Consider the following 16842-nt stretch of genomic DNA (forward strand, 5'->3'; position numbering starts at 1 on the left):
ATGGCTAAAGAATCAATGAAAGCGCGTGAGCGCAAAAGAGAAGCACTAGTTGCTAAATACGCTGCTAAAAGACAAGCTCTTAAAGAAGCTGGTGATTACGAAGGTCTTCAAAAATTGCCTAAAAATGCTTCTCCTGTAAGATTACACAACAGATGTAAACTAACAGGTAGACCAAGAGGATATATGAGAACGTTTGGTATTTCCAGAGTAACTTTCAGAGAAATGGCTAACAACGGTCTTATCCCAGGTGTAAGAAAAGCTAGTTGGTAATAATTACTAATTAAAAATCGGGACAATTAAGTTGTTCAGATACTAAAGATAAAAATATCAGACTGAAGATTTCTGAAGTCTGATATTTTACTCTTCAAGTCTTTGCAAAACTGATTGTTCTTTAACCAATAATTTATAAAAGAAAAATGGTAACAGATCCAATTTCAGATTTCCTAACAAGAGTAAGGAACGCACAAAGCGCAGGCCACAAAGTGGTGGAAATTCCTGCATCGAAAATCAAAAAGGAGATTACTAAGATCTTATTTGATCAAGGGTATATCTTAAACTACAAGTTTGAAGATAGCGCTGTTCAAGGTTCGATCAAAATCGCTTTAAAGTACGATAAGCAAACTAACAAACCTGCTATTAAGTCTATTCAGAGAGCTTCAAGACCAGGTTTGAGACAGTACAAAGGTTCAGCTGAGCTTCCAAGAGTACTTAACGGTTTGGGTATAGCTATCATCTCTACTTCTAAAGGAGTAATGACTGATAAGAAAGCTAGAGAAGAGAAAGTAGGCGGTGAAGTAATCTGCTATGTTTATTAATTTTTAATCAGAGGAAAATGTCAAGAATTGGTAAAGCAATTATAACAATTCCAGCAGGAGTTACAGTCACTGAAAATAACGGTGTAGTAACTGTAAAAGGAGCTAAAGGAGAACTTTCTCAGGAGCTTACTGCAGGAATTACTTTAGAACAAAAAGATGGTGAGCTTAATGTAAACAGACCATCTGATTCTAAGCAACACAAAGCGCTTCACGGTTTATACAGAGCGTTAATTAACAACATGATTGTTGGTGTTTCAGAAGGATTCACAAAACAATTAGAACTAGTAGGGGTAGGATACAGAGCATCTCACGCAGGTCAAAAGCTTGAGTTAGCTTTAGGATTCTCTCACGGTATCGTATTAGAACTTCCAAGTGAAGTAAAAGTTGATACATTGACTGAAAAAGGTAAAAACCCAATTATTACTTTAACGTCTCATGACAAGCAACTTCTAGGAATGGTTACTGCAAAGATCCGTTCTTTCAGAAAGCCTGAGCCATACAAAGGAAAAGGTGTAAGATTCGTAGGAGAAATTGTTAGACGTAAAGCTGGTAAATCTGCTTAATAAATTATAAGTATTATGGCATTAAGTAAATTAGAAAAAAGAATAAGAATCAAAAGAAGAGTAAGAGGAAAAATCTCTGGTTCTTCTGAATTGCCAAGATTATCTGTATATAAAAGTAATAAGGAAATTTACGCTCAGTTAATCGACGATAAAAACGGTAAAACTTTAGTATCTGCTTCTTCTAGAGAGAAAGGTGTAGACGCTAAAGGAACTAAGACAGAAGTTTCTACAGCTGTTGGTAAAGCTATTGCTGCTAAAGCTATCGCTGCAGGAATCGAAAATATTGTATTTGACAGAAACGGTTTCGTATACCACGGTAGAGTAAAAGCTCTGGCTGATGGTGCGAGAGAAGGAGGACTTAAATTCTAATCATTAAATTTCGGAAAATATGTTAGGACTAGATAATATAGAAAGAGTAAAACCGGGAGGATTAGAATTAAAAGATCGTCTCGTAGCTGTTAACAGAGTAACAAAAGTAACAAAAGGAGGTAGAGCTTTCGGATTTTCTGCTATCGTAGTTGTAGGTAACGAAGATGGTATAATCGGTTTCGGTTTAGGAAAATCTAAAGAGGTTGCTTCTGCAATTGCTAAAGCAGTTGAAGACGCTAAGAAAAACCTTGTGAAAGTTCCGGTAATGAACCATACTATTCCTCACCAAACTACTGCTAGATACGGTGGTGCAGATATCTTCTTAAGACCTGCTTCTCACGGTACAGGGCTTATCGCCGGAGGTGCGGTAAGAGCAGTATTGGAATCAGCTGGTATTCACGATATCCTTTCAAAATCTAAAGGATCTTCTAACCCTCACAACGTGGTGAAAGCTACTTTCAAAGCGTTATTGGATATCAGAAGACCTGAAGAGATTGCTAGAATGAGAGGAGTTTCTCTAAGTAAAGTGTTTAACGGTTAATAATTAAAACAATGGCAACAATTAAAGTAAAGCAAGTAAGAAGCGCTATTGGTAGAACAAAAACCCAAAAGAGAACGCTTGAAGCATTAGGATTAAAAAAACTTCACCAAGTTGTAGAGCACGAAGCTACTCCTTCTATCTTAGGAATGATCGCTGCAGTAAACCACTTACTTGAAGTTCAAAAATAATTTTATAAAAGAGAAATTAAAATGAATTTAAATAACATACAACCTGCTGCAGGATCTACTTTCAACTCAAAGAGAATTGGTAGAGGTCAAGGTAGTGGAAAAGGAGGTACTTCAACAAAAGGACACAAAGGTCAGAAGTCTAGAGCTGGTTATTCTCAGAAAATCGGTTTCGAAGGTGGACAAATGCCTTTACAAAGAAGATTACCTAAATTCGGATTCAAAAACGTAAACAGAAAAGAGTTTAGAGGAGTAAACCTTGATACGATCCAAACTTTAATCGAGAACAAATCCATCACTGGAGATATCACGAAAGAAGTTCTAGTAGAAAACGGTTTAGTTTCTAAAAACGAATTAGTGAAAATTATGGGTAGAGGAGAATTGAAATCTGCGGTTTCAATCTCTGCTGACAAATTCACTAAATCTGCTGAAGAGCTTATTGCGAAGGCAGGTGGAAAAGCAATTACCTTATAATACTTACTAATGAAAGAATTTATACAAACACTTAAAAATATTTGGAGTCTTAAAGAACTTAGAGATAAAATTCTCTTTACTTTAGGTATTATCCTTGTGTATAGATTCGCATCTTATATCTCACTTCCCGCAATTAATCTTGCAGAGGTGGGAGATCTCTTAGAGCATTATAAAAATCAAGGCGGTAACAAGCAAGGAGCAGGTCTCCTTGGCTTGCTTTCGTCGTTTACGGGGGGAGCATTCAGCCACGCTTCCGTAATGGCGTTAGGAATTATGCCTTATATTTCTGCTTCTATTATTGTTCAGTTGATGGGGATGGCTATTCCTTATCTTCAGAAGCTTCAGAAAGATGGAGAGTCAGGTAGAAATACATTGAACCAAATTACAAGATGGTTAACGATCGGGGTTTGTCTGGTACAGGCACCTTCTTACTTAACTTCTATTACTCAATTATTCTTACCGTATGCTCAGTTCCAGTCTGCATACTATGTAGAGCCCAATTCAATCATGTTCTGGTTACCAAGTATTGTTATTTTGGTTGCCGGTTCAGTATTTGCAATGTGGCTAGGTGAAAAGATTACCGATAAAGGAATCGGAAATGGTATCTCTATCCTTATTATGGTGGGGATTCTTTCAAGATTACCTGAGGCATTCGTACAGGAGATGGCCGTGCAGAACGGAAAAGGAGGAATGGGATCTATCATGATCCTTATTGAAGTATTATTCTGGATGTTGGTAGTTCTTTTAGCAGTGATCCTATCGGTAGCTGTTAGAAAAATTCCGATTCAGTATGTAAGCAGAGCTCAAGCAAGAGGAGGTGTAAACAGAAATCTTATGCAGGGAGCAAGACAATGGATCCCATTGAAAGTAAATGCTGCTGGTGTAATGCCGATTATCTTTGCCCAGGCATTGATGTTCGTACCAGGATTATTAACAAAATTCGATGAGTCTAACACTTTTCTTGCAGGTTTCAAGAATGTTTTTAGCTGGCAGTACAACGTATTGTTTGCGCTATTAATTATTATCTTCTCATTTTTCTATACTGCGATTACTATTCCGGTAAACCAGATGGCTGATGACTTGAAGAGAAATGGAGGTTTAGTACCGAAAGTAAGACCCGGAAAAGAGACCGCTGATTATTTAGATGATATTTTATCAAAAATTACCTTGCCAGGTGCAATTTTTTTATCTATCTTTGCAGTCCTTCCAGCAATTGTGCATGGAAGCTTTGTTCAGACAGATGCGTTTGCCCTATTTTTCGGGGGAACGTCACTATTAATTATGGTGGGTGTAATTTTAGATACAGTTCAACAGATTAATACATATCTGCTGAACCATCACTATGATGGCTTAATGCAGTCTAAATTATCAAGAACGACTGGATATTAATTTATGGCAAAACAAAAACATATTGAACAAGATGGCGTGATCGTGGAAGCACTTTCAAACGCCATGTTCCGTGTAGAGCTGGAAAATGGGCATATCCTTATTGCTCATATCTCTGGCAAAATGAGAATGCATTATATTAAACTTTTACCTGGAGATAAGGTAAAACTAGAAATGTCTCCCTATGATTTAACAAAAGGGAGGATCACATTTAGATATTAAACAATTAGCCAAATGGAATTCTCATTCCATTTGGCATTTGTAAAAAATAAATACTATCAAAATGAAAGTAAGAGCATCAATTAAAAAAAGAAGCGCTGATTGCAAAATCGTACGCAGAAAAGGTGTACTGTTCGTAATCAACAAGAAGAACCCAAAATTTAAACAAAGACAAGGTTAACATTAAATTATGGCGAGAATTGCAGGTATTGATTTACCAAAAAACAAAAGAGGTGTTATCGGTTTAACTTACATCTATGGAGTAGGAAGAAGTACTTCTTCTGAAATCCTTAAAGCTGCCGGTATCAGCGAAGACAAGAAAGTCAACGAATGGAATGACGATGAATTGGCTGCAATCAGAACATATATCTCTGAAAACGTAAAAGTAGAAGGAGAATTGAGATCTGAAGTGCAATTGAACATCAAGAGATTGATGGACATAGGATGCCAACGAGGAATACGTCACAGACTTGGATTACCTTTAAGAGGCCAGAGAACGAAAAACAACTCTAGAACACGTAAAGGGAAGAGAAAAACTGTTGCTAACAAGAAAAAAGCTAGTAAATAATCGTTAGGAATTATGGCAAAACAAACTAAAGTAGTTAAGAAAAGAAAAGTAAAAGTTGAAGCTATTGGTGAAGCTCATATTCAGGCTTCTTTCAATAACATCATCATTTCTTTAACAAATAAAAACGGAGAGGTTATCTCTTGGGCTTCTGCCGGTAAAATGGGATTCAGAGGTTCTAAAAAGAATACTCCATTTGCTGCTCAGATGGCAGCTGAAAATTGCTCTGCTGTAGCTCACGAAGCTGGTTTAAGAAGAGTAAAGGTGTTTGTGAAAGGTCCAGGTGCAGGTAGAGAATCTGCTATCAGATCTATCCACAATTCAGGAATTGAAGTTTCAGAAATCGTTGACGTGACTCCTATGCCACACAACGGATGTAGACCACCAAAAAGAAGAAGAGTTTAATTTTTAGAATTTACCCATTATGGCAAGATATATTGGACCTAAAACTAAGATTGCTAGAAAGTTTGGTGCTGCAATCTACGGAGATGATAAAAACTTCGAAAAAAGAAAGAACCAACCGCCAGGACAACACGGTCCTAACAAAAGAAGAGGTGCTAAAAAATCAGAATACGCAGTTCAGTTAGCTGAAAAACAAAAAGCTAAATATACTTACGGTATCTTAGAAAGACAGTTTGCTAACTTATTTGAAAAAGCACACAGAAGTAAAGGTGTAACAGGGGAAGTTCTATTACAACTTTGTGAATCAAGATTGGATAACGTAGTTTACAGATTAGGTTTTGCTAAAACTAGATCTGGAGCTAGACAATTAGTTTCTCACAGACACATCACTGTGAACGGAGAAATCCTTAATATCCCTTCTTACTTGGTAAAAGCTGGTGATGTAATCGCTGTAAGAGAAAAGTCTAAGTCTCTTGAAGTTGTTACCAATGCATTGGCTTCTAAGTCAAACTATGAGTGGTTACAATTCAACGATGAGAAGAAAGAAGGTACCTTCATTTCTGCTCCTGAGAGAATCCAAATTCCGGAAGACATCAAGGAACAGCTTATCGTCGAACTTTACTCTAAATAATTTTTTAATCAAATTTTTGCTCAACCCAATAATATGGCAATTTTACAATTCATAAAACCCGATAAAGTAATTTTACTTAACTCTGATGAATTTAAAGGTCAATTTGAATTCAGACCTTTAGAACCAGGTTTCGGGCTTACAATCGGTAATGCTTTGAGAAGAGTGTTGCTTTCTTCTCTGGAAGGATACGCTATTTCATCTATCAAAATAGAAGGTGTAGAGCACGAATTTTCAACTATTCCAGGAGTAATCGAAGACGTTACCGAAATTATTCTTAACCTAAAGCAGGTAAGATTAAAAGCTTCAGCAGAAGGCCAGGCTAATGAGCAGGTTGTTGCTAAAGTTTCAGGTCAAACGATTATTACTGCTGGTGATTTAGGAAAATCGATCAACGGATTCGAGGTATTAAACCCGGATTTAGTGATTTGTAACCTAAATACTGATGTAACTTTCGAAATTACTTTCAATATTGAAAAAGGTAGAGGATATGTTCCTTCAGAACAAAATAAGTCGAACAATGCACCTGTTGGTACTATTGCTATTGACTCTATTTTCACGCCGATCAAGAAAGTACAATACAGCATTGAAAATTATCGTGTAGAGCAAAAAACAGACTACGAAAAACTTGTATTAGATATAGAAACTGATGGGTCTATCAGCCCTCAGAATGCTTTAACAGAAGCTTCTAAGATATTAATTTATCACTTCATGCTATTCTCTGATGAGAGAATCACTCTTGAAACTGAAGCTGTAAAAGCATCTATCCAATATGATGAGGAAACTCTTCATACAAGACAATTACTTAAGTCTAAATTAGCAGATATGGATCTTTCTGTAAGAGCCCTTAACTGTCTTAAAGCAGCTGAAGTAGAAACTCTTGGAGAATTGGTTTCTTACAGTAAGTCTGATTTGATGAAATTCAGAAATTTTGGTAAAAAATCTTTGACAGAACTAGAAGAATTAGTGCATTCAAAAGGTCTTAACTTCGGTTTCGACGTTGCAAAATATAAGTTAGACGCTGATAAATAATTAATAATGAGACACGGTAAAAAATTCAATCACTTAGGAAGAACAGCTTCTCACAGAAGTGCTTTACTTTCTAATATGGCTTGTTCTCTAATTGAGCATAAAAGAATCAACACTACTGTAGCTAAAGCTAAAGCTTTAAGAGTATATGTTGAGCCTCTATTAACAAAAGCAAAAGAAGATACTACACACAACAGAAGAGTAGTATTCTCTTACCTTCAAAATAAATTTGCGGTTGCTGAATTATTCAGAACTGTAGCTCCTAAAATCGCTGAAAGAAACGGTGGTTATACAAGAATCATCAAAACAGGATTCAGACCAGGTGATGCTGCTGATACTGCACTTATCGAATTAGTAGATTTCAACGAGCTTTACAACCCGAATGCAGAGGAGAAAAAAGCTACAAGAAGAAGCAGAAGATCATCTGCTGCACCTAAAAAAGCTGAAGCAGTAGTTGCTGAAGCTCCTGCAGTAGAAGAGAAAGTAGAAGAAGCTAAAGCTGATGCTACTGAAGAAAAAACTGAGGAATAATATTCATTCAGATATAAATAGAAAACCATCCGAATTTCGGATGGTTTTTTTGTTTATATAAAAGTGTAAAAAAACCGTCCCTGTTGGAACGGTTTTAATTTATATTTTGGTTCTTTTGAGTTCAATAATATTATTACCCTGTTCCAAATGAAGGCTGTCTCCTTTTACTCTTGCAGTCATATCATCTTTCTTATAGATAGTTTCGTCTCCTTTGGTCTCCGATTTAGGAAGGGTAAACGTCTTTTTATTGCTGGTAATAGCTACCGTACTTTCTTTCGGATCATTTTTAAAAACTACTTTTACCAATGTGCCATCTGTAGCCTTGTAAACAAAATCTGTTTTTTCAAATTTTTTACCATTCACATCCACTGTTGATGAACTCTGGGTTACAGAATCAATTTTTCCATTGTTATCTGTAACTACTGTTTCTGAGCTATCTGTTTTAATGATACTCTTATTTCCGCTTTCACTTTTTTTGCAGCTGATTACCATTAATGCAAGGACAGCGCTAAGTGCTAAAAGACTTTTTTTCATGATTATATTATTTGATATTGAATATGATTTTTACCCTTTAATTTTGCAAAAATCATGCCTTACAATATGATGATTTTTTCACTTTTTGGACAAATAATTTTGTCTGTTTCTTTTAATAATATAAAATGATATTCAGTTTTTAGTAACAAAATCATTGTCAGTACAATGACAGGTTGATTTGTCAAAATTTATTAAAAAAATATAGTTTTGAAATGGAAAAATAATTAATTTTAATAAGACTAAAAACTAACCATAACTGTAAACTCACTCCCAAGATTACACAAAAGTGTAATTGACTACAATTTGTTTTCTGTTGAAATTTGTTTCAAATAATAAAGACATGAGCATTTCCATTGCCATAGTAGAAGACGAAAAAAACTACAACAATGCGTTGAAGAAAGTGATCAATTATCAAAAGGATATGAAAGTTGTTGGCCAATTCTTCGATGGCAATGATGCTTTGAAAAACTTACCTGACCTTTCGCCCAATGTTGTCATGATGGATATCCAGCTCCAGGATATGCTGGGTATTGAAATCATTGAAAAGCTTAAAAAAGAAATGCCCGAAACCCATTTCATCATGTGCACCAGTTTTGAAGATGATGAAAAGATCTTTAATTCTTTAAAAGCAGGCGCCATGGGATATCTTGTTAAGGGTGAAAGTATGGATAAAATACTCTCTTCTATCCGGGACGTGTATAGCGGTGGTGCTCCTATGAGTTTTTCTATTGCTAGGAGAGTCCTTCAGCACTTTGAAAAGAAACTTCCGGAGATCAAAGGTTTTGATGAACTGACCAAACGAGAACAAGAAATTCTTGAGCTTCTCTCGCAAGGTTTCCTATACAAAGAAATTGCAGATCAAAAGTGTATCAGTATGGATACTGTGAAAAAGCATGTTGGAAATATTTACAGAAAACTCCACGTCAGCAATAAAGTGGAGGCTATTAATAAATTTAACCATTTTAAAAACTAAGAAATCATGGAGAATTTTACCGAAACAAATCAAGAAATTGTCAATGGTACGATGACTTATGCAGAAGGTCCTATTGGAAACAAATTTGAGAACCTGCTTGAAGGTCAGGAACTTATTGGAATTGCAGCTGCCCTGGCAGAAAGTTTTATTAATAAAGCTAAAAAGGATATGCTGCCTTTTATGAGGAGTCACGATCTTAATTTCAATAAAGAAGGCATTTATGAAGTAAGTTATTCATTATTGGATAATATTCGGGAACTTATGGAAGAAAATAAGGCAACTTATTTAACCTTTACTTTTGTGGAAATATCACCCAACAATCCCAGATTACAAGTTACCCCATATTCCGAGGCAGGTATGATATATATGATTGCTTCTTTACAAACACAAGACAAGACAACGATTGGAGAACATAATTATCTTATCATCAATGCTAATCAACAGCTCTCATTGAAAGATCTTAAAATTTCAAACAAAGATTTTGAGGATCTTAAGATAACATATAAAGAACATGGCAGGCTCATCATGGATGCATATTTTAGAGGTAAAACCAATACTCTTTCTATCAGTTATCATATTGTGGATTTAATAGATACTTTACATAAGGAGTCTTGTAATAAATTTATTGTAAATCTTAGCACGATTAGTGATGTAAAGAAATTAGTAGCTGAAGAGAGACTTGGTACAATTAAGGAAGCTCAATACAGGGCGCATTTTGAATCACATTTAGACCAAATGACATTAGTTTTTAAGGGGAATAATAATTATTATGATATGGGCTCATTATATCCGTAAAAATGTTATTTCAGATATTATATTTAACAGTACTTTTTACAGTCACTGTAAAGTCAATAGTTTTAGCTGGAAAGAAAGGACTTTCCAGTCAAAACTATTTTGCTGTTTTTCTATTGGTTTCTCTTGGATTGGAGTTGTATGGGCATTATAAAATTTATATCAGAGAGTTTGATTTTGCTTATCTGTTCAATTATTATAGTATTTTCATGATTATATTCTTTTATATATACTATAGCCGGATATTTTCCAGACAGCTAAGAATAGTTTCTTTCGTTTTAGTTATCGCAATCCTTACTTACATTCTATTGTTTGTAAAGTTTTATGGTGGAGATTATGCCAATGAACTGGGAATATTAGTCTGCTTCTATTTTATTATTAATGCTTTGGTTTGGCTCTATAACAGGATTAAAAACTTTGATGCTGTCAAAATTACTGATGATCCTCACTTTTGGGTATCATCCGGACTGCTTTTTTGGAGCATTTTTTTTATTTTCAGATCCATTCCAATGTATTTTTTTAAAGATAATGATCCTGCTTTTTTACAGGTTCTAAAGAATATACAGTATGGTGTGAATATTTTGATGTATACGATGTTCTATATTGCTCTAAATAAATTTAGAAAATCGATGGAATTATGAAGCAGTTACCCGATACAATCAGATTAACCTATATTATTGCAGCAATTTTGCTCATAATATTTGTTGTATTTATTGTTTTGGTTATTATTTTGTACAATAAAAAGCAGATCTTTTTTATTCAGCAGCAACGTCTCAAAGAAGCAGAGCATCAAAACCAGCTTCTTCAAAAAGAACTTGAACAGCAAAGGTCTATTAAAAAGGAAAGAGAGCGAATTTCCCATGATATGCACGATGATCTTGGTGCCGGTATTTCAGCACTGAAACTTCAGGCTGAGTTCCTGAAATATAAAATTGAGGACAATGAGCTTCAGAATGATATTGAAGAATTACTGAAAACCTCAGAAGAAATGAATATTTCCATGCGGGAAATGCTTTGGAGCCTGAATTCAGGAAATGATACATTAGGCAGCTTTATTGAGTATGCTATATTGTACGCCGGAAGCTTCTTAAAGAAAACGAAGATAGTATTTCATTCAGAATGTGAAGATATTGTTTCTGATACTCCTATTTCTACAGAGTTGAGACGTAACCTGTTTTTATGCTTAAAAGAAGCTGTTAATAATGTATATAAGCATAGTGGGGCAACCGCTTTAAAGTTGTCATTTTTCCAAAACAGGAATAAATTCTTAATGACCATTGAAGATAACGGTATAGGCATTCCTGATAACCAGCCACCAGGAAACGGACTTCGTAATATGAAACGAAGAATGAATGAAACAGAAGGAGATTGCCACATACTCTCTGCAAGTTCAGGAACGAATCTTACCTTTGAAGTAAAATTATAATCACCCTTTTGTGTAATTGACAGGTGTCTTTTTTAGAAAGAACTTTGAATAATAAAACTGATAGCCATGAAAACTTTAATAAAAAAATCAATTAAAACTTTTAAACCGGCTGAAGCTGATACAAATTATGTTTTAGTAATCACTATTTCTACTGAAGCTCAGGTAAATACTAATGTAAGATATCTAGCCACAACCAATGATCTCTACGATGGATCTGATGATGTAATACATATAAATGTTGTAAAGGGTGAAAAACTGAGAGTTCGTCATATATTTGATTTTAGTGGCGTCCATACAGACCTTTTAGATAATGCTATGCAGCATGCTACCATCACATATACCTTGCTTGGCCAGGAGAATAGAGTGAAGCCTTTTGAAAATAATACAAAAGATGATCTGAGTTCAATGAAAAGAATTATCAGCGTAAAAGTGATAACTGTAAAATAAAGATCATGAAAAAGATAGTTTTAATGGTGTTAACTTTTATAGCCATACATGGATATAAATCACAAAATAAAGAGACCGAAGTAAAGAAAATTGATGTAGAGCTTAAAGAACTTGCTATTTCAAATCCTGCATCTATTATTCTGTTGGGAATTTCTCCTTCTGAGTTAGAAACTCCAAAGTCAAAAAAAGCAATTGCTTTAAGCCTGGTCAATTCATTTAAGAAAAATGAAGGAATTCCGGATACCTATGCATTTGAAATTACCCCATATTGGCTGTTACGTTCTAAAAACATGAATTCACTCAAATATGCAGGATTAAAAGAAGATAAGGAAAAGATATATAAACAGAATATTTTTAATGAACTGAACAGAGCTTCCTTTTCGTTAGGGTTTGTAAGAGACCTGACTTTAAATTCAGGAGATAATATCAAGAATCCTGCCTTTGCCATAAGTGTAAGAGGAACTTTAATTAAGATTAGAACCCAGGATAATATCAAAAAAATAATAAAAGAAGATTCTGCGAAAAAAGCTCAATTAAAGTTGGTTAGTAAATATTTAAGCGACAAAGAATTAGAAGCTGAACAAAAATGTATTGATGAAGGTTTAAGTGATTCAGATTGTGAAGATTTGTTAGAAGGCAGCTTAAGCAAGCTATTAAAAAAGTATGAAGAAGGTGAAAATGGGCTCAAAAATGTCGATTATTACAGAAGCCTTTTAGAAGCCTCTCCATTACTTGCTGTAGATTTTGCCGGTGGATACAGTACTTTTTTTTCTGATAATAAATTTTCTAGCAATCATTTTGGAAAGTTAGGATTCTGGTTAACGCTGAATAGCGGAATCGATTTCACAAATAAAAAGAAACCAGAGGAAGAAAAGAAGCTTAATTTCTATGGAATAGTTCGGTATCTTGATGACAGAACGATGATGGATGACAATCAACAGTTTTTTAAGACCAGGAATTATGATTTTGGAGGCAAAGCAGAATTAACCTATAAAAGGTTTTCCATCTCATGGGAATATATTTATCGCATCAACGATATTGAAAATACATTCCGGTCCAATGGTGTGCTAGCCTATAAAGTTTCGGATAAAATATACATTAATGCTGCATTTGGTAAAAATTATGGAGAGAAAGATAATCTTATTTCCTTTTTAGGTCTTAATTGGGGATTAGATTCCGAAAAGCCGGCTGTTTTTATAGATCCTCCTACTGAAAAAAAGATTGAATAGTAATATTATACTTTAAAAATAAAACCCTTTTTTGATTTGATGTCGAAAAAGGGTTTCTGTTGCATTAAAACAAGAGTTTATCATAATATAAATTAACTAAAATTTAACTTGGAATTATCTCAAAAAAAAACGGTGAAATACCCCTAAAAGTTAAATTTTGATTAAATTTGTCTAAACTAAAAAAATTAAAAAATGAGTGCAATTTCTTACATAGAAGCAAGACAGATTTTAGATTCCAGAGGAAATCCTACCATTGAAGTAGATGTATTTACGGAAAGCGGGGCAATGGGCCGTGCAGCAGTTCCTTCAGGAGCATCTACAGGAGAACACGAAGCGGTAGAATTACGTGATGGTGGTTCAGAATATCAGGGGAAAGGAGTCCTGAAAGCTGTTGAAAATGTAAAAGAAGTAATTGCAGAGAATTTGGTTGGGCAGCCGGTTTTCGAACAAAATTATATCGATCAGATTATGATTGATCTTGACGGAACGGCTAACAAAGGAAATCTTGGTGCTAATGCTATTCTTGGTGTTTCTCTGGCGGTGGCAAGAGCTGCTGCTGCAGAATTGGGAATGCCTCTTTATAAATATGTTGGTGGTGTAAATGCCAACACACTTCCTGTTCCAATGATGAATGTCATCAACGGTGGTTCTCACTCAGATGCGCCTATCGCATTCCAGGAATTCATGATTATGCCGGTAAAAGCAGACTCTTTCTCTCATGCATTGAGAAAAGGAACTGAAATTTTCCACAACCTGAAATCAATCCTTAAAGGAAGAGGTCTTTCTACAGCAGTAGGAGATGAAGGAGGTTTTGCTCCTACTTTCAACGGGACTGAAGATGCTTTGGATACCTTACTTCAGGCGATCGAAAAGGCAGGTTATAAGCCAGGTGACGATATTATGCTGGCACTAGACTGTGCTGCTTCAGAATTCTACAAAGACGGAACTTACGACTACAGAAAATTCGAAGGAGATAAAGGAGCTCACAGATCAAGAGAAGAGCAGGTTTCTTATCTTGCTGAATTGGCTAACAAATATCCAATCATTTCTATTGAAGACGGTATGCAGGAAGATGACTGGGAAGGATGGAAAATGTTAACAGATAAAATCGGTGACAGAGTACAGTTAGTAGGTGATGACTTATTTGTAACTAATGTAGACAGATTATCAAGAGGAGTAAAAGAAGGAATTGCCAACTCAATCCTTGTAAAAGTAAACCAGATCGGTTCTCTTTCTGAAACAATGGCAGCAGTACAGATGGCTCAGAACAACAAGTTCACTTCAGTAATGTCTCACAGATCAGGAGAAACTGAAGATTCTACCATTGCTGATTTAGCTGTAGCAATGAACTGCGGACAGATCAAAACAGGTTCAGCTTCAAGATCAGACAGAATGGCGAAATACAACCAATTATTAAGAATTGAAGAAGCTCTTGGTGAAACTGCAATTTTCCCAGGTTTGGAAGCTTTCAAAATTAAAAGATAATCGAATTTATAAATAACGGCAAGCGATAATTTTTGTTTGCCGTATTTTATGGAAAGTGGTATATTTAAAAAAAATAAATAAATAATGTCAGACAACAAAGTAATATTGAATTACGCAGGTAATTCATATGAATATCCAATTGTGGATAGTACTATCGGAGACAGAGGGATTGATATTTCAAAATTAAGAGACCAGACAGGTTTAATCACTCTGGATTTAGGTTACAAAAATACAGGAGCTACTATTAGCGACATCACTTACTTAGACGGAGATAAAGGAGAGTTATTCTACAGAGGTTATCCAATTGAGCAGATTGCTGAAAAATCTAACTTCACTGAAGTAATGTATCTTTTATTACATGGAGAATTACCTACTCAGGACCAATTTGCTTCTTTCGAAAACAACATTAAAAAATATAACTTTATTGCAGACGAGATGAAAAAAATCATCGACGTTTTCCCTCGCTCTGCTCACCCTATGGGAGTTTTATCTTCTTTAACTTCCGCTTTAACAGCTTTCAACCCGAAAGCCGTTAACGTAAACTCTAAAGAAGAAATGGATCATGCTGCAGAGCTTATGATCGCTAAGTTCTCTCACCTTTGTGCATGGACTTACAGAAAGACTCAAGGTTTACCATTAAACCACGGTGATAACAACCTAAACTACGTAGAAAACTTCTACAAAATGGCATTCAGATTACCAAACGCTGACTTCGAAATCGATCCGGTAGTTGTAAATGCATTAGATAAATTACTAATCCTTCACGCAGATCACGAGCAAAACTGTTCTACTTCTACAGTAAGAATGGTAGGTTCTGCTCACACAGGTCTTTTCGCTTCTATCTCTGCTGGGGTATCTGCACTTTGGGGACCACTTCACGGTGGTGCTAACCAGGCTGTAATCGAAATGCTTGAGCTTATCGAGAAAGATGGTGGTGATGTATCTAAATATGTTGCTAAAGCGAAAGATAAAAACGATAACTTCCGTCTAATGGGATTCGGACACAGAGTTTACAAAAACTTCGACCCAAGAGCGAAGATTATCAAGAAAGCTGCTGATGATATCCTTAAAGCATTAGGTATCCAGGATAAAGCTCTTGATATTGCAATGCAGTTAGAAAGAGTAGCACTTGAAGACGAATACTTCGTAGAAAGAAAACTATATCCAAACGTAGACTTCTATTCAGGTATCATTTACAGAGCATTAGGAATTCCTACAGAAATGTTCACTGTAATGTTTGCATTAGGAAGACTACCAGGATGGATCTCTCAATGGAAAGAAATGAGATTGAAAGGAGACCCAATCGGAAGACCAAGACAGGTTTACCAAGGTGCTCAGCAAAGAAACTATATCGATATTGCAAGCAGATAATATTTGCTTTTACCATATCAGAATCCCAAAGCTTGCTTTGGGATTTTTTTATTTAAAATGCTGCCTGAAAAAAACAAGATGCTGCTCAATAGAATTTCTCCAATATTTTGTATTATGATTTCCCGGCTGAGAAATGAATGTAATGGGAATTTTCAGGCTGTCAGCAATATTCCTGATTTCAATGGTAGATGGATAAAGTATATCTTCCAAACCACAGTCTATTAAAAAAGGATTTCCTTTATTATAGGTTTTTAACAGTGTTGAAATATTATACTGCTTCCATTCGTCCGGCGAACCAAGTATTTTGTTCAGGTCATCAGTAATCCTTTCTGTATTAAAGAATTGCAAGCTCGCATTCCTCATAATATCAGGATCCAGGGAAAAAGCACCACTAGTACTTCCTGCAGTATTAAAATAATCCTGATGAAGTAAAAAATATCGGATAGCACCATATCCTCCCATACTCAATCCGCTGATGAAAATATTCTTTTTGTCAATATTGAAATTTTTATGAACCTTGGGTACCAGCTCCTTAAAAAAGAAATCTTCAGCTCTTGCTCCTTTATCATAAGGACTGTTGATGTACCACGTGGTAAACCCGTCCGGGCAGACAATAATCATTTTATATTGATCAGAAAACCTATGAAGGCTTGCTGTTTGTGACCATTGACGATAATTTTCACTGTATCCGTGTAATAAATAGACTAATGGATACTTCTCTGTCTTGTTATAGGTTTCAGGTTTGAAAATAAGTACAGTATCCGGTTTTGACATAAATTCCGATTTCAGGATCCATTGTTCCTGCGCTTTGAAGAGTTGCAGGCCTAGTACAAGACCAATAACCAGCAGAATATTTTTTATACTCATAATTTTGTAAT

25 protein-coding genes are annotated in these 16842 nt (G+C 35.2%); 23 read left to right on the forward strand and 2 right to left on the reverse strand.

Annotated features, from left to right (window positions below):
- The 15 genes from rpsN to rplQ all read left to right on the forward strand — a co-directional run bounded on the left by rpsN (nucleotide 1) and on the right by rplQ (nucleotide 7707).
- A complete protein-coding gene (rpsN, locus tag EG339_RS07830) occupies nucleotides 1-270 on the forward strand; it encodes a 30S ribosomal protein S14 (protein ID WP_002983233.1) in 270 nt (89 codons plus the stop codon).
- A 146-nt stretch (nucleotides 271-416) separates the two neighbouring features.
- A complete protein-coding gene (rpsH, locus tag EG339_RS07835; RefSeq protein WP_062700843.1) occupies nucleotides 417-815 on the forward strand; it encodes a 30S ribosomal protein S8 in 399 nt (132 codons plus the stop codon).
- A gap of 17 nt (nucleotides 816-832) precedes the next feature.
- Entirely contained in the window at nucleotides 833-1378 is a 546-nt protein-coding gene (gene rplF, locus EG339_RS07840) for a 50S ribosomal protein L6 (protein WP_123869711.1), read from the forward strand.
- Nucleotides 1379-1393: 15 nt separating this feature from the next.
- A complete protein-coding gene (gene rplR / locus EG339_RS07845; protein ID WP_066695967.1) occupies nucleotides 1394-1747 on the forward strand; it encodes a 50S ribosomal protein L18 in 354 nt (117 codons plus the stop codon).
- 19 nt (nucleotides 1748-1766) lie between these two features.
- Nucleotides 1767-2288, forward strand: a complete 522-nt coding sequence (rpsE, locus tag EG339_RS07850) for a 30S ribosomal protein S5 (RefSeq protein WP_123869712.1) — start codon at nucleotides 1767-1769, stop codon at nucleotides 2286-2288.
- A gap of 11 nt (nucleotides 2289-2299) precedes the next feature.
- Nucleotides 2300-2476, forward strand: a complete 177-nt coding sequence (rpmD, locus tag EG339_RS07855) for a 50S ribosomal protein L30 (protein ID WP_002983247.1) — start codon at nucleotides 2300-2302, stop codon at nucleotides 2474-2476.
- 21 nt (nucleotides 2477-2497) lie between these two features.
- Nucleotides 2498-2947, forward strand: coding sequence for a 50S ribosomal protein L15 (gene rplO / locus EG339_RS07860; protein ID WP_123869713.1), 450 nt, complete (start codon nucleotides 2498-2500; stop codon nucleotides 2945-2947).
- A 9-nt stretch (nucleotides 2948-2956) separates the two neighbouring features.
- Nucleotides 2957-4336 (forward strand): preprotein translocase subunit SecY, encoded by a 1380-nt coding sequence (gene secY, locus EG339_RS07865; RefSeq protein WP_002983253.1) that lies wholly within the window; start codon nucleotides 2957-2959, stop codon nucleotides 4334-4336.
- 3 nt (nucleotides 4337-4339) lie between these two features.
- The gene (infA, locus tag EG339_RS07870) at nucleotides 4340-4555 is read left to right on the forward strand and encodes a translation initiation factor IF-1 (RefSeq protein ID WP_002983257.1); all 216 of its coding nucleotides are present in this window, start codon (nucleotides 4340-4342) and stop codon (nucleotides 4553-4555) included.
- Between the two features lie 61 nt (nucleotides 4556-4616).
- Nucleotides 4617-4733: a 50S ribosomal protein L36 gene (gene rpmJ / locus EG339_RS07875; RefSeq protein WP_007839480.1), complete on the forward strand. Its 117-nt coding sequence runs from the start codon at nucleotides 4617-4619 to the stop codon at nucleotides 4731-4733.
- A 9-nt stretch (nucleotides 4734-4742) separates the two neighbouring features.
- Nucleotides 4743-5120, forward strand: a complete 378-nt coding sequence (rpsM, locus tag EG339_RS07880) for a 30S ribosomal protein S13 (protein ID WP_002983260.1) — start codon at nucleotides 4743-4745, stop codon at nucleotides 5118-5120.
- A gap of 12 nt (nucleotides 5121-5132) precedes the next feature.
- Nucleotides 5133-5522: a 30S ribosomal protein S11 gene (rpsK, locus tag EG339_RS07885; RefSeq protein ID WP_034694697.1), complete on the forward strand. Its 390-nt coding sequence runs from the start codon at nucleotides 5133-5135 to the stop codon at nucleotides 5520-5522.
- A gap of 19 nt (nucleotides 5523-5541) precedes the next feature.
- On the forward strand, nucleotides 5542-6150 hold the full coding sequence (rpsD, locus tag EG339_RS07890) for a 30S ribosomal protein S4 (RefSeq protein WP_123869714.1): 609 nt from the start codon (nucleotides 5542-5544) through the stop codon (nucleotides 6148-6150).
- A 33-nt stretch (nucleotides 6151-6183) separates the two neighbouring features.
- Complete coding sequence (locus tag EG339_RS07895) at nucleotides 6184-7179, forward strand: DNA-directed RNA polymerase subunit alpha (RefSeq protein WP_066695982.1); 996 nt, start codon at nucleotides 6184-6186, stop codon at nucleotides 7177-7179.
- A 6-nt stretch (nucleotides 7180-7185) separates the two neighbouring features.
- Nucleotides 7186-7707: a 50S ribosomal protein L17 gene (gene rplQ / locus EG339_RS07900; protein WP_123869715.1), complete on the forward strand. Its 522-nt coding sequence runs from the start codon at nucleotides 7186-7188 to the stop codon at nucleotides 7705-7707.
- A gap of 99 nt (nucleotides 7708-7806) precedes the next feature.
- Here the strand turns inward: rplQ and EG339_RS07905 are convergent, their stop codons facing one another.
- A complete protein-coding gene (locus EG339_RS07905; protein ID WP_123869716.1) occupies nucleotides 7807-8241 on the reverse strand; it encodes a hypothetical protein in 435 nt (144 codons plus the stop codon).
- A 340-nt stretch (nucleotides 8242-8581) separates the two neighbouring features.
- Here EG339_RS07905 and EG339_RS07910 point away from each other — a divergent pair, with 340 nt between their 5' ends.
- From EG339_RS07910 to EG339_RS07945, 8 genes are all read left to right on the forward strand, one after another.
- Nucleotides 8582-9214, forward strand: a complete 633-nt coding sequence (locus EG339_RS07910; protein WP_123869717.1) for a response regulator transcription factor — start codon at nucleotides 8582-8584, stop codon at nucleotides 9212-9214.
- Between the two features lie 6 nt (nucleotides 9215-9220).
- Nucleotides 9221-10009: a hypothetical protein gene (locus tag EG339_RS07915; protein WP_123869718.1), complete on the forward strand. Its 789-nt coding sequence runs from the start codon at nucleotides 9221-9223 to the stop codon at nucleotides 10007-10009.
- Nucleotides 10010-10011: 2 nt separating this feature from the next.
- A complete protein-coding gene (locus tag EG339_RS07920; protein ID WP_123869719.1) occupies nucleotides 10012-10647 on the forward strand; it encodes a hypothetical protein in 636 nt (211 codons plus the stop codon).
- Nucleotides 10644-11432 carry a sensor histidine kinase gene (locus tag EG339_RS07925; RefSeq protein WP_123869720.1) on the forward strand — a complete coding sequence of 263 codons (789 nt, stop codon included), beginning with the start codon at nucleotides 10644-10646 and terminating at the stop codon, nucleotides 11430-11432. Before EG339_RS07920 ends, EG339_RS07925 begins: the two co-directional genes overlap by 4 nt.
- Nucleotides 11433-11498: 66 nt before the next feature.
- Nucleotides 11499-11879: a hypothetical protein gene (locus EG339_RS07930; RefSeq protein ID WP_123869721.1), complete on the forward strand. Its 381-nt coding sequence runs from the start codon at nucleotides 11499-11501 to the stop codon at nucleotides 11877-11879.
- Between the two features lie 5 nt (nucleotides 11880-11884).
- The gene (locus tag EG339_RS07935; protein WP_123869722.1) at nucleotides 11885-13108 is read left to right on the forward strand and encodes a hypothetical protein; all 1224 of its coding nucleotides are present in this window, start codon (nucleotides 11885-11887) and stop codon (nucleotides 13106-13108) included.
- 192 nt (nucleotides 13109-13300) lie between these two features.
- Nucleotides 13301-14593: a phosphopyruvate hydratase gene (gene eno, locus EG339_RS07940; RefSeq protein WP_123869723.1), complete on the forward strand. Its 1293-nt coding sequence runs from the start codon at nucleotides 13301-13303 to the stop codon at nucleotides 14591-14593.
- Between the two features lie 84 nt (nucleotides 14594-14677).
- Nucleotides 14678-15964, forward strand: coding sequence for a citrate synthase (locus EG339_RS07945; RefSeq protein WP_123869724.1), 1287 nt, complete (start codon nucleotides 14678-14680; stop codon nucleotides 15962-15964).
- A gap of 48 nt (nucleotides 15965-16012) precedes the next feature.
- Here the strand turns inward: EG339_RS07945 and EG339_RS07950 are convergent, their stop codons facing one another.
- Nucleotides 16013-16831 (reverse strand): alpha/beta hydrolase, encoded by an 819-nt coding sequence (locus tag EG339_RS07950; protein ID WP_123869725.1) that lies wholly within the window; start codon nucleotides 16829-16831, stop codon nucleotides 16013-16015.
- Nucleotides 16832-16842: the final 11 nt, after the last annotated feature.

This window comes from Chryseobacterium bernardetii, assembly GCF_003815975.1.
Taxonomy (GTDB): Bacteria; Bacteroidota; Bacteroidia; order Flavobacteriales; family Weeksellaceae; genus Chryseobacterium; species Chryseobacterium bernardetii.